Raw genomic sequence first — 12,410 nt, 5'->3', positions numbered from 1 at the left:
GAAAGACGGTTCCCTTGCAGGGCGCCGGGAGGCAGCGACTATGTTTCACCATGTTACCGTATTGAAAGAAGAATCCGTGAAGGCATTAAACGTGCGGCAGGACGGCATCTATGTCGACTGCACGCTCGGCGGCGCCGGGCATAGCGCGCTGATCGCGTCGCAGCTTGGCCCGCAGGGCCGGCTGATCGCGTTCGATCAGGACGAGGCCGCGCTCGCGAACGCGCGGGACAAGCTGGCCCCTTACGGCGATATCGTAACGTTGGTGAAGAGCAACTTCCGGCACCTGAAGATGGAGCTGGGACGCGTCGGAGTTCCCGAACGGGACGGCGTGCCGCAGGTCGACGGCATTTTGTTCGACCTCGGCGTCTCCAGTCCGCAGCTCGACGAAGCCGACCGCGGCTTCAGCTACAACCATGACGCGGAGCTGGACATGCGGATGGACCGGGAGCAGCCGCTCACGGCCAGAGAGATCGTGAACGAGTGGAGCGAACGCGAGATCGCCGACATCCTGCGGGATTACGGCGAAGAGAAGTTCGCCCGCAAGATCGCGGCCAACATCGCGAAAATCCGGGAGAAGACGCCGATCGAGACGACGGGGCAGCTGGCGGAAATCGTGAAGAACTCGATTCCGGCGGCGACCCGGCGAACGGGGCCGCACCCGGCGAAGCGTTCTTTCCAGGCGCTGCGCATCGCGGTCAACGACGAACTGGGCGCCTTCGAAGAGGCGCTTGCGCAATCGATCGATTGCCTTGCTCCCGCGGGCCGGATCGCGGTCATTACGTTCCATTCGTTGGAGGACCGCATCTGCAAGACGGCGTTCACGAAAGAAGTCGCCAGCTGCAGCTGTCCGCCGGATTTTCCGGTGTGCGTCTGCGGAGGAGGCGACGGGCGGCTCAGACTGACGCCGCGCAAGCCGATCCTGCCGTCAGAGGAAGAGCTCGAAGCCAATCCGAGAGCCCGTTCCTCCAAACTAAGAGTAGCCGAAAAGCTCGGATAACCGGGCTGTATATATGCAAGTTTATTTTATTCTGAGAGGGGCACCAACACTGCATGGCATACTACGGTAACTTGGCGCTTCGTCCGGAGCGCGTAGAAGAACAGAAGGTTAAGCCAAGTCAAAGTCCGCGTCACCAGACTCCCCCGTCGAGGTCTCCCCGGCGCCGGCAGCTGCCGATCGGGGAGAAGCTGATCTATCTGTTCACGGTAGCGGCGGTCGCTTTCGTAGCCGGATTGATTATTTTTCGCTACGCGCAAATCTATCAGATCAACGGCGAGCTGCAAACGACGAACAAGACTTACAACCAGACGGCGGAACAGACGAAGGAGCTTCAGAGAGAAATAGAGCGACTAAGCGACCCTGGGGCGATCCGGAAGAAGGCTGTGGAGCTGGGCTACGTTCCCGTGACGGGAGAGAGCATAGAAGCTTCCAAGAACGATCGGAATGGGGTTGCGATAAAGCCTTAAGCGGTTCGCGGAGGACAAGAGCATGGCAATGACGAAAAGAATCAAATTGAGAACGCTGCTGGCGGGAGGGATCTTCACCCTCCTTTTTGTCGGTTTGGTCGTTCGGGTCTATTGGGTCCAGGTGGTCAAGGCCGATTTCTGGGCGGAAGAGGCGATGAAGACGTGGAACGCGAGCGAGACGATCCGGCAGGAGCGCGGCATGATTCTCGATCGCGACGGCAAGGTGCTGGCCGCCGACGCCGCCGCGTACACGATCGCGGTCAATCCGAAGCTGATCGCCAAGTTCGAGCAGGAGCACCCGGAGTGGAAGATGACGGACCGCATCGTGTCCAAGCTCCACAACGTGCTGGGCACGTCCGAGGAAGATTTGCGCAAGATGATTACGTCCAAGAAGGATAACGGCGATTACCGCGATCAGCGCGAGATTCGGCCGGACGGATGGAAGGTCGACAAGAGGGTCAAGGACAGACTGGAAGCGTTCCGCGAAGAATTGCGCAAAATCACCGGCATCAAGACGGACGTCGGACTCTATTTTCTCGAGGAAAAAAAGCGCTATTATCCGAAGGAGACGCTGGCTTCCCATATTCTCGGCTACGAGGACAAGGAAGGCGTGGCGATTCTGGGATTGGAGAAGAAGCTGAACGAGGAGCTGAGCGGCTCCGAAGGCTATATCAAGTATCAGAAAGACGGCGCGAGAATGCAGCTGCCGAACGGGAAAGTGGAGTACAAGCAGGCGCTCGACGGCAAGAATGTAACGCTGACGATCGACGAGGACATTCAGTTCTATATCGAGGAAGCGCTGCGCGTCGGATACGAGAAGTATAAGCCGATCAGCATTACGGCCATCGCCGCCGATCCGAACACGATGGAAATTCTCGGCATGGCGAGCTTGCCCGATTTTAATCCGAACACGTATTGGGAGAAAGCGCAGGATCTGTCCGCTTTCCGCAATAATGCGATCCAGTCTCTGTACGAGCCAGGCTCGACGTTCAAGATCGTGACGCTGGCCGGAGCGGTGGAGGAAGGCCTGTTCGACCCGAACGCGTACTATAAGTCCGGTTCGATCAAGTACAGCGAGAAGGACAAGCCGATCAAGGACCACAACAACGGGGTCGGCTGGGGCGAGAACCAAATGATCACTTACTTGGAGGGACTGAAGCACTCCAGTAACGTGGCGTTCGTCAAGCTGGGCTATCAGATGCTGGGCAAAGAGCGGCTGGTCAAATATATTAACGACTTCGGCTTCGGGCAGAAGACCGGCATCGAGCTGCCGAACGAAGTGTCTCGGCCGTACAGCCTCGACTGGCCGTCCGAAGTCGCCACGGCGACTTTCGGTCAGGGGAAAGTATTGGTCACGCCGATTCAGCAGGTAGCCGCGGTCGCGGCCGTCGCCAACGGCGGGAAATTGCTGCAGCCGCATCTCGTGAAGTCGATCAGCGACCCGAATACGGGTGAGAAAACGGTGACGGAACCGAAGCTCATCCGTCAGGTCATCTCCCCCGAGACGTCGCGCAAAGTCGGCGAGTACTTGGAGTCGGTCGTCAGCGACCAGGATATCGGGACGGGACGGATCGTCTATACGCCGGGCTACCGGATCGCCGGCAAGACGGGGACAGCGCAGAAGGTTTCGAGAGGAGAGGCCGGCGGCTACGCCAAAAATAAATACGTCGTATCGTTTATCGGTTATGCGCCGGTCGAGAATCCGAAGGTCGTGCTGTACGTCGTCGTCGACGAGCCGCAGATCGACAACGCCGGCGGCGGCGCGGTCGCGGGGCCGATTTTCAAAGAGATCATGATCAAGTCGCTGCAGAAGCTGGGGATCGAGCCCAAGCTGGACGAGCAGGAGCAGGAACCCGTCGACGCCGCCGCGTCGCATGCCGGTGGCAAAAATGCGGTGCTGACGGCGACCGTGCCGGACGTAGCGGGAATGACGGTCGCCCAGGCGCGCGAGCGGCTGGGGCAGAGCAAGTTCCCGTACGGCGTGCTCGGCAAGGGGAGCAAGGTGCTGCAGCAGCTGCCGAAGGGCGGCAGCGTGATGCCGGCCTCCCAGCGCATTTACTTGCTGACCGACACGAAACCCGGCAACGTTCCGGACTTGACCGGCCTGTCGCTGCGCGATGCGCTGGAAATGTGCTCGCTGCTTCAGGTGACCGCCAAGGTCGAAGGAGAGGGCTACGTCGTCTCGCAGAAGGCGGTCAAGGAGGGCGACCGCTGGACGCTCAGCCTGACGCTCGCCCCGCAAGGACAAGCCGCTCCGCCGGATGCGGACGACGATGCGGAAGCGGGCGAGGAGACGGACGACGGATCTTCGCAGGATGCGGATCCGCTCGCGGAGGATGCCGGCATCGACTGACGGGGCTTGTTCTAACCCTCTTGTCCGCGGAATAGTCTGGAACAAGGCGAAAGCCTTGCAGACGTTCCCGGGTAAGGGGGTTTTCTCATGAAAAAAATATCGCAGGTGACGGTTCGCAAACGGCTGTATATCGCGCTTGTGTTCGCCGTGTTCGCCTTTGGGGCGCTCGTGATCAGACTCGGTTACGTGCAATTGTGGGCCGGAGACGAAATTACGAAGAAGGCCGAGGATTCCTGGAGGCGGAACATCCCGTTCGAGGCGAAGCGCGGCGAGATCGTGGACCGCAACGGCGTTCGCCTTGCCTATAACGTCAGCTCTCCGACGATCTATGCCGTACCGGTGCAGATCAAGGACAAGCGGGGAACCGCCAAGCAATTGGCCGGGCATCTGGGCATGTCCGAGGATCAGCTGTTCAAGAAGCTGTCCACACGGGCCTCGAGCGTCGAGTTGAAGCCGGGAGGGCGGAAAATCACGACGGAGAAGGCGCAGGAAATCCGCAATCTCGGTCTGCCCGGCATCATGGTGACGGAAGACAACAAGCGTTATTACCCTTACGGCAATATGGCTTCGCACGTGCTCGGGTTTACGGGCAGCTACAACCAAGGGCTGACGGGGCTGGAGCTCAGATACGACCAGCGGCTGACCGGGCTGAGAGGCAGCGTCTCCTACCTGTCGGACGCCGCGGGCCGGAAGATGCCGCAGTCTTCCGACCAGTACGTGCCGCCGCAGGACGGGCTTACGCTGCAGCTGACGATCGATCAGACGATCCAGTCGGTCGTCGAGCGCGAGCTGGACCAGGCGGTGCTGCAGTATCAGCCGGACGGCGTCATCGCCATCGCGATGAACCCGAATACGGGGGAGATCTACGCGATGGGCAGCCGTCCGACGTTCGAACCGGACAAATACCAGGAAGTGTCCTCCGAGGTGTACAATCGCAACTTGCCGATCTGGATGACTTACGAACCCGGTTCGACCTTCAAGATCATCACGCTGGCCGCCGCACTCGAGGAGAAGAAGGTCGACCTGGAGAACGAGCGCTTCTACGATCCCGGCCACATCGAAGTGGCGGGCGCAAAGCTGAGATGCTGGAAGCCGGGCGGCCACGGCAGCCAGACGTTCCTCGAAGTCGTCGAGAACTCCTGCAACCCCGGCTTCGTGACGCTGGGCAACCGTCTCGGCAAAGAGTTGCTGTTCTCGTACATTCACAATTTCGGCTTTGGCAAAAAGACGGGAATCGACCTGCAAGGGGAAGAAAACGGGATTCTGTTCAAGCCGAAGCAGGTCGGCCCGGTCGAGCTGGCGACGACTTCGTTCGGCCAAGGCGTATCGGTGACGCCGATCCAGCAGATTACGGCGGTGTCGGCGGCGATCAACGGCGGCAAGCTGTTCAAGCCGTTCGTCTCCAAGTCGTGGATTCAGCCGGAGACCGGCATACTGCTCGAGGAGACCGAGCCGCAGCTCGTCCGGCAGGTGATCTCGGAGGAGACGTCGAAGAAGGTGCGGGACGCGCTGGAGAAAGTCGTCGCGCAAGGGACGGGAGCGAAAGCGTTCCTGAACGGCTACCGGGTCGGCGGCAAGACGGGAACGGCGCAGAAGGTCGTGAACGGACGCTATTCGAAGAACGAGCACATCGTCTCGTTCATCGGCTTCGCTCCCGCGGACGATCCGCAGCTCATCGTCTACGTCGCCGTCGACAACCCGCAGGGCATTCAGTTCGGCGGCGTCGTCGCCGCGCCGATCGTCCGCAATATTATGGCCGACGCGCTCCCTTATCTCGGCGTACAGCCGCGCAGCACTCAAGTGGAGAAAGAATACAAGTACGGCGAGCCGCGTACCGTCACCGTGCCGAATCTCGTCGGCAAGACGGTGTCCGACATCTATGAAGATATGAATTCGAACTTCCAGCTGTCGGCCTCGGGCAGCGGATCGACGGTCGTGCGCCAAGCTCCGGCCGCCGGAGCGAGGGTCGAGCAGGGCTCGGTCATCCGCATCTATCTCGGCGCTGCGGATTAAACTTTGCTCATCCTCTTGAATGAAGGCCGTACGTTGGACCATAATGATTGTACGTTGTTTCTGAAAAACAGATGCGCCATATCAGGTCGTCAGGAGGCCTTTATACGATGAAACTTCTCGAACTCTCTCAACAATTGCTGCTGGCCCAGGTCGTCGGAGACGCTGCCGTCGACGTTCGGAGCCTGGAGGCCGATTCCCGCAAAGCCCGGCAGGGCTGCCTGTTCTTCTGTCTGCCCGGCCATACGGTGGACGGACACGATTACGCCGAGCAGGCGCTGGCCCAGGGAGCGGCTGCGCTCGTCGTATCGCGCGAGCTCCCGGTCTCCGCTCCGCAACTCGTCGTGTCGGACACGCGGCAAGCGCTGGCGCTGATCGCCGATTATTTCTACGGCAGGCCTTCGCATAAGCTGAAGCCGATCGGCGTGACGGGCACGAACGGCAAGACGACGACGACCTACCTGATCGAACGCATCTGGGCGGACGCGGGCGTCTCCGCCGGCGTTATCGGCACGATCGAAACCCGCTATGCCGGGCAGAGCTTCCCGATGTCGGGGACGACGCCGGACGTGCTGGAGCTGCAGACGATTTTGCACGGCATGGCCGAAGCGGGCACGCAGCGCTGCGTCATGGAAGTGTCCTCGCACGCGCTGCATCAGGGCCGCGTGAAGGGCTGCGATTTCCGGACGGCGATCTTCACGAACCTGACGCAGGACCATCTCGATTACCATGGCACGATGGAAGCTTACGAAGCGGCCAAGGGCTTGTTTTTCTCGCGGCTCGGCAACTCGTATTCGGACGATCCGCGGGAGCGCAAGTACGCGGTGCTGAACGCCGACGACGAGGCTTCGGCCCGGTTCGCCAAGCTGACCTCCGCCGAGGTGCTGACGTACGGCATCGCAAGCGATGCCGTGTTGCGCGCTTCTGATGTCGCGATTACGGCATCGGGCACGTCTTTCCGGCTCGAATCGCCCTTCGGCGACCGGCAGGTGAACCTGAAGCTCGTTGGCAAGTTTAACGTATACAACGCGCTGGCCGCGCTGGGAGCGGTGCTGTGCGAGGGCATCGGCCTTGACGAGGCCGTTCGCAGCCTCGAGCAGATCCCCGGCGTTCCCGGACGCGTGGAGCCGGTCGACGCCGGGCAGGCGTACGCCGTCATCGTCGATTACGCGCATACGCCGGACGGGCTGGAGAACGTGCTGAACACGGTGAAGGAACTGGCCTCCGGCAAAGTCATCTGCGTGTTCGGCTGCGGCGGCGACCGCGACGCGAAGAAGCGTCCGATCATGGGGCGGATCGCGGCGGAGCTGGCCGACGACATCATCGTGACGAGCGACAATCCGCGCACGGAAGACCCGGAGCGCATTCTGAAAGACATCGAAGCGGGGCTGACGGAGGCCGGCGTATCGGCCGATCGTTACGAGCTGGAGCCCAATCGGCGCGCGGCGATCGAAAAAGCGGTTGATCGGGCAAGCCCCGGCGATGTAGTATTGATTGCGGGGAAAGGCCATGAGACCTATCAGATCATCGGACGGGAAACGCACGATTTCGACGATCGCCTTGTGGCGAAAGAAGCGATAAGGAGTCGAATGCGGTGATGCAGGCAACGGTTCGGGAAACGGCCGATTGGATCGGCGCGCAAGTCGGCGGCGGGGAGGCCGCGGACGGGGAGCTGCGCCTGTCCGGCGTATCGACCGACACGCGCCATATTCGTCCGGGGCAGCTGTTCGTTCCGCTAAGGGGAGAACGGTTCGACGGACACGATTATATCCGGGCGGCGAAGGACGCGGGCGCGGCGGCAGCGCTGTGGGACGCTTCGGTTCCGCAGCCCGAAGGCTTGGACCTTCCGCTTATTCTCGTGGCGGACACGCTGGAGGGGCTGCAGCGTCTGGCCGCGGCTTACCTGAGCGAGCGATTGACCGCCGCCAAGGTGGTGGGGATCACCGGCAGCAACGGCAAGACGACGACCAAGGATCTGATTTCGTCCGTGCTGGAGACATCGTTTCTTGTACATAAAACCGAAGGCAATTACAATAATCATATCGGTTTGCCGCTGACGATCCTGAGCGCGCCGGAGGAGACCGAGGCGCTTGTGCTGGAGATGGGGATGAGCGGCTTCGGGGAAATCTCCCTGCTGTCCCGGCTGGCCCGCCCGGATATCGCGGTCATTACGAACATCGGCGAATCCCATCTGCTGCAGCTCGGCTCGCGGCGCAACATCGCCAAGGCGAAGCTGGAGATCGCCGAGGGGCTGAAGCCGGGCGGCACGCTCGTCTATTGCGGCGACGAGCCGCTGATCGCCGAAGCGCTGGGCGAGAACCCGCCCGCGGCGGGGGCGAAGCTGGTTACGTTCGGCGAGAACGCGGGCGGCGATTGGGTCGCGCGCTACGTTCGCGTGACCGCGGAAGGCACGCGGTTCACGGCGGCGGGCGATACGGAGGCGGCGTTCGAGCTGCCGGTGCCGGGGCGCCACAACGCCGTGAACGCGCTGGCGGCCGTCGCGGTGGGCAGGGCGTTCGGCCTGTCGCCGGACGTCATCGGCGCGGGCCTGAAGCAGGCGAAGCTGACCGGCATGCGGATCGAGCGAAGCGTGGCCTGGAACGGGGCGGCGATTCTCAACGACGCCTACAACGCCAGCCCGACGTCGGTCCGGGCGGCCATCGATCTGGTGGCGGAGCTGACCGGCTACCGCCGCAAATGGGTCGTGCTCGGCGACATGCTGGAGCTGGGCGACGGCGAGCTGGAGCTGCACGGAGGCATCGGGCGGTATTTGGACCGCTCGAAGGCCGATCGCGTGCTGCTGTACGGGCCGCTGTCCGAGGCGGCTTATGAAGAAGCGAGAAAGACATACGGAGAAGATGACGTACGCCATTTCGACGACAAGAAGGCGCTGGCCGAGCTGCTGCTGGCCGAGCTTGCGCCGGAAGATCTGGTGCTCGTCAAAGCATCGAGGGGCATGAAAATGGAGCAAATCGTAACGACTCTGCAGAGAGGGGGCGCGGAGTGACGGAATGGACTACACATCGGTATTGTGGACGTTAGGCGTATCCTTCGTTTTGGCGGTGTTGATCGGTCCCCTGTTCATCCCGCTCCTGCGCAGATTGAAATTCGGACAGCAGGTCCGCACCGACGGACCCGAGTCCCACCTGAAGAAATCCGGAACGCCGACGATGGGCGGCATCATCATTCTCGTCGCGCTTACGATCGCGTTCCTCCGGTTCGCCGACCGCGGACCGCAATATTGGGCGCTGATCGTCGGATGTCTGGGCTTCGGCCTGATCGGCTTTCTGGACGATTATATCAAAATCGCGTTTAAGCGTTCGCTTGGCTTGACCGCCAAGCAGAAGCTGTTCGGCCAACTTGTGTTTTCCGCCATTTTCTGTTGGATTCTGATCGATATGGGTCACAGTACCGTCGTCGGCGTTCCCGGGACGGATTGGTCGCTGGATCTCGGTTGGGTATACTATTTATTGGTAGTCGTCATGTTCCTGGGGGCGACCAACGCCGTTAATTTCACCGACGGGCTCGACGGCCTGCTGGCCGGGACAAGCGCCCTGGCATTCGGCGCGTTCGCCGTCGTCGCCGTGGAGGCGACGCAGCCTCATTCGGCGGTGTTCAGCGCGGCCGTCGTCGGCGCGGTGCTCGGCTTCCTCGTCTATAACGCGCATCCCGCCAAAATTTTCATGGGAGACACAGGATCGCTCGGCTTGGGCGGAGGCATCGCCGCGGTCGCGATTTTGACGAAAACCGAGCTGCTGCTCGTCGTCATCGGCGGCGTGTTCGTGCTCGAGATGCTGTCCGTCATCATCCAGGTCGCCTCGTTCAAGACGCGCGGCAAACGGGTGTTCAAAATGAGCCCGATCCATCACCATTTCGAGCTGTCGGGCTGGTCCGAATGGCGCGTCGTGACGACCTTCTGGTTCGTCGGGCTGCTGCTGGCCGGCGCCGGACTGCTGTTGTTCAAAGCGACTTAAAGGAGTTTTAACGCGAATGATGCAGCTGACTAATTACCGCGGACGGCACGTCGTCGTCCTCGGTCTGGCAAGAAGCGGCGTGGCCGCCGCCAAACTGTTCCACGACGCCGGCGCGGACGTCGTCGTCAACGACAAGAAGGAGCGGGACCAATGCCCCGAAGCCGACGAACTGGCGGCTTTGGGCATTTCTGTTGTGTGCGGGCATCATCCGGACGGGCTGGTGACCGAGAAGACGGCGCTGCTCGTCAAAAATCCGGGCATCCCGTACTCCGCGCCTCCGATCGTCGAAGCGCTCAGGCTCGGAGTCGAGGTGGTGAGCGAGGTGGAGGTGGCGGGACAGCTGTCCCCGGCGCCGATCGTCGGCATTACCGGCTCCAACGGCAAGACGACGACAACGACGCTGACCGGCGTGCTGCTCGAAGAGGCGGGCTTGAAGCCGCTCGTCGCCGGCAACATCGGGAGGCCGCTCAGCGAAGCGGCGCTGGAGGTGGAGCCGGACGGCTGGCTCGTGGCCGAGCTGAGCAGCTTCCAGCTGAAAGGGACGGCGGATTTTCGCCCCCGCATCGCCTGCCTGCTGAACGTGGCCGAGACGCATCTCGATTATCACGGCTCTATGGAGGATTATGTCGGCTCGAAGGCGAAATTGTTCGAGAACCAGACCGCGGACGATGTCGCCGTCTACAACGAGGATGACGAAACTTGCCGTCGACTCTCGGCATCGTTCAAGGGCCGCGCCTTCCCGTTCTCGGTCACGAGAACGCTGGAGGCCGGCGTCATGATCGATCCGCCGTACTCGGCCGTTCGTCCGTCGGATGACGATTCCGACGCCGCCGACGATGAAGCCGAGCGCTGGATCGTCAGCCGGGACGGCAACGGAGCGGAGCGGCGCATTCTGCGGGTCGACGAGCTCGGCATTCCGGGCCGCCACAACGCGGCGAACGCGCTGGCGGCGATCGCCATCGCGCTGGCGGCCGGGGCCGACCCGGAGCGGCTCGCGGAGCCGCTGCGCGCGTTCCGCGGCGTCGAGCACCGGCTCGAGTACGTCGGCTCGTTCGGCGGCGTGAAGTTCTATAACGATTCGAAGGCGACGAATCCGATGGCGACGACGATGTCGATTTTGTCGCTGCCTTCGCCGCTCATTCTGATCGCCGGAGGGCTGGACCGCGGCTCAGATTATATGGAGCTGCTGCCGATTTTCCGCGACCGGGTGAAAGGATTGGCGGCTCTTGGCGAGACGAGGGAGAAGCTTGCGCGCGTCGCGGGTCTGGCCGGTTTAACGGACGTGAAAATCGTCGAACCTGTAGAGGACGCCGAGCTGACGCTCCGAAGAGCCGTACAGGAAGCCGCCGCCATGGCCGGGCCGGGAGACATCGTGCTCCTGTCGCCGGCATGCGCGAGCTGGGACATGTTCCCGTCCTATGAGGTTCGAGGCCGCATTTTTAAGCAATCGGCGCATACGTTGTAAGAGGGGGCTTGTCTCCACTCTTGCTTTACGTGAGGTGTCCGATTCATGGCCAAATCCCGCTCCGTTCCAGACGTATGGATGATCGCCGCAACGCTAGGCATACTGGCCATCGGCGTCGTCATGGTGTACAGCGCCAGCGCCGTAGCGGCTTTTCATGACTATGGGGATTCGTATTATTACGTAAAAAGGCAGCTGCTCTTCGCCGTGCTGGGAATCGCCTCCATGTTCGTAACGATGAACGTGGAGTATACGTTCTGGCGCAAGTGGGCGGTGCCCGCGCTGCTGATCTGCTTCGGGCTGCTCGTCATCGTGCTCGTGCCGGGAGTCGGCGTCGTGCGCGGGGGCGCGCGAAGCTGGCTCGGCATCGGCTCGTTCGGCATCCAGCCGTCCGAGTTCATGAAGCTGGCGATGATTCTGTTTATCTCCAAGCTGCTGTCCGAACGGCAAAATCAGATTACCGATTTCACCAAAGGGCTGCTGCCGCCCCTCGGCATACTGGGGGCGGCGTTCGCGCTCATTATGCTGCAGCCCGATCTCGGAACGGGCACCGTCATGATCGGCGCCGCGCTGCTGGCGATCTACGTCGCCGGAGCGAGATTGTCCCATCTGGCGGGGCTAGCCATGATCGGCGTGGCCGGCCTGGTGGGGCTGATCCTGGCGGCTCCTTACCGGCTGCAGCGGATTACCGCATTCCTCGATCCGTGGCAGGATCCGCAAGGCGCCGGCTACCAGTCGATCCAGTCGCTGTACGCGATCGGACCGGGCGGCCTGGTCGGACTCGGACTCGGAATGAGCCGCCAGAAATACAACTATTTGCCCGAGCCGCAGACGGACTTTATTTTTTCCATTTTGGCCGAGGAGCTCGGCTTCATCGGCGGCTCCCTGCTTATTTTATTGTTCCTGCTGCTCATCTGGCGGGGCATGAGAACGGCCATCACGCTGACCGATCCGTTCGGCAGCCTGCTGGCGACGGGCATCGTCGGCATTTTCGCCGTGCAGGTGCTCATCAACATCGGCGTCGTCATCGGCCTGCTCCCGATTACCGGGGTCACGCTGCCGCTTGTCAGCTACGGAGGCTCTTCGCTGACGCTGCTGTTGACGGCGCTCGGAATTTTGCTTAATTTATCCCGTTATTCGAGGTGAA

9 protein-coding genes are annotated in these 12,410 nt (G+C 61.8%); all 9 read left to right on the top strand.

The window, feature by feature from the left end:
• Nucleotides 1-40 precede the first annotated feature (40 nt).
• Nucleotides 41-997 carry a 16S rRNA (cytosine(1402)-N(4))-methyltransferase RsmH gene (gene rsmH, locus B0G52_RS00870; RefSeq protein ID WP_094041621.1) on the top strand — a complete coding sequence of 319 codons (957 nt, stop codon included), beginning with the start codon at nucleotides 41-43 and terminating at the stop codon, nucleotides 995-997.
• Nucleotides 998-1,050: 53 nt separating this feature from the next.
• Nucleotides 1,051-1,464 (top strand): cell division protein FtsL, encoded by a 414-nt coding sequence (gene ftsL2 / locus B0G52_RS00865; RefSeq protein ID WP_094041620.1) that lies wholly within the window; start codon nucleotides 1,051-1,053, stop codon nucleotides 1,462-1,464.
• Nucleotides 1,465-1,486: 22 nt separating this feature from the next.
• Nucleotides 1,487-3,817, top strand: a complete 2,331-nt coding sequence (locus B0G52_RS00860) for a PASTA domain-containing penicillin-binding protein (protein WP_233162234.1) — start codon at nucleotides 1,487-1,489, stop codon at nucleotides 3,815-3,817.
• Between the two features lie 87 nt (nucleotides 3,818-3,904).
• Nucleotides 3,905-5,830: a stage V sporulation protein D gene (locus B0G52_RS00855; protein ID WP_094041619.1), complete on the top strand. Its 1,926-nt coding sequence runs from the start codon at nucleotides 3,905-3,907 to the stop codon at nucleotides 5,828-5,830.
• Between the two features lie 107 nt (nucleotides 5,831-5,937).
• Nucleotides 5,938-7,425: a UDP-N-acetylmuramoyl-L-alanyl-D-glutamate--2,6-diaminopimelate ligase gene (locus B0G52_RS00850; RefSeq protein ID WP_094041618.1), complete on the top strand. Its 1,488-nt coding sequence runs from the start codon at nucleotides 5,938-5,940 to the stop codon at nucleotides 7,423-7,425.
• On the top strand, nucleotides 7,425-8,834 hold the full coding sequence (locus B0G52_RS00845) for a UDP-N-acetylmuramoyl-tripeptide--D-alanyl-D-alanine ligase (protein ID WP_094041617.1): 1,410 nt from the start codon (nucleotides 7,425-7,427) through the stop codon (nucleotides 8,832-8,834). Before B0G52_RS00850 ends, B0G52_RS00845 begins: the two co-directional genes overlap by 1 nt.
• A 4-nt stretch (nucleotides 8,835-8,838) precedes the next feature.
• The gene (mraY, locus tag B0G52_RS00840; RefSeq protein ID WP_094041616.1) at nucleotides 8,839-9,801 is read left to right on the top strand and encodes a phospho-N-acetylmuramoyl-pentapeptide-transferase; all 963 of its coding nucleotides are present in this window, start codon (nucleotides 8,839-8,841) and stop codon (nucleotides 9,799-9,801) included.
• Nucleotides 9,802-9,817: 16 nt separating this feature from the next.
• A complete protein-coding gene (gene murD / locus B0G52_RS00835) occupies nucleotides 9,818-11,266 on the top strand; it encodes a UDP-N-acetylmuramoyl-L-alanine--D-glutamate ligase (protein ID WP_094041615.1) in 1,449 nt (482 codons plus the stop codon).
• A 45-nt stretch (nucleotides 11,267-11,311) separates the two neighbouring features.
• Nucleotides 11,312-12,409 (top strand): stage V sporulation protein E, encoded by a 1,098-nt coding sequence (gene spoVE, locus B0G52_RS00830; protein WP_094041614.1) that lies wholly within the window; start codon nucleotides 11,312-11,314, stop codon nucleotides 12,407-12,409.
• The last annotated feature ends 1 nt before the right edge of the window (nucleotide 12,410 follow it).

Source organism: Cohnella sp. SGD-V74 (assembly GCF_003001675.1).
Classification (GTDB): domain Bacteria; phylum Bacillota; class Bacilli; order Paenibacillales; family Paenibacillaceae; genus Cohnella.
Note: the sequence above shows the minus strand (reverse complement) of the source record. Positions and strands in the feature narration are given on the sequence as shown.

Coding starts and splice junctions, on each gene's coding strand:
- ftsL2 (WP_094041620.1), top strand. CDS start 1,051: ATGGCATACTACGGTAACTTGGCGCTTCGTCCGGAGCGCGTAGAAGAA.
- B0G52_RS00845 (WP_094041617.1), top strand. CDS start 7,425: ATGCAGGCAACGGTTCGGGAAACGGCCGATTGGATCGGCGCGCAAGTC.
- mraY (WP_094041616.1), top strand. CDS start 8,839: ATGGACTACACATCGGTATTGTGGACGTTAGGCGTATCCTTCGTTTTG.
- B0G52_RS00860 (WP_233162234.1), top strand. CDS start 1,487: ATGGCAATGACGAAAAGAATCAAATTGAGAACGCTGCTGGCGGGAGGG.
- B0G52_RS00850 (WP_094041618.1), top strand. CDS start 5,938: ATGAAACTTCTCGAACTCTCTCAACAATTGCTGCTGGCCCAGGTCGTC.
- spoVE (WP_094041614.1), top strand. CDS start 11,312: ATGGCCAAATCCCGCTCCGTTCCAGACGTATGGATGATCGCCGCAACG.
- B0G52_RS00855 (WP_094041619.1), top strand. CDS start 3,905: ATGAAAAAAATATCGCAGGTGACGGTTCGCAAACGGCTGTATATCGCG.
- rsmH (WP_094041621.1), top strand. CDS start 41: ATGTTTCACCATGTTACCGTATTGAAAGAAGAATCCGTGAAGGCATTA.
- murD (WP_094041615.1), top strand. CDS start 9,818: ATGATGCAGCTGACTAATTACCGCGGACGGCACGTCGTCGTCCTCGGT.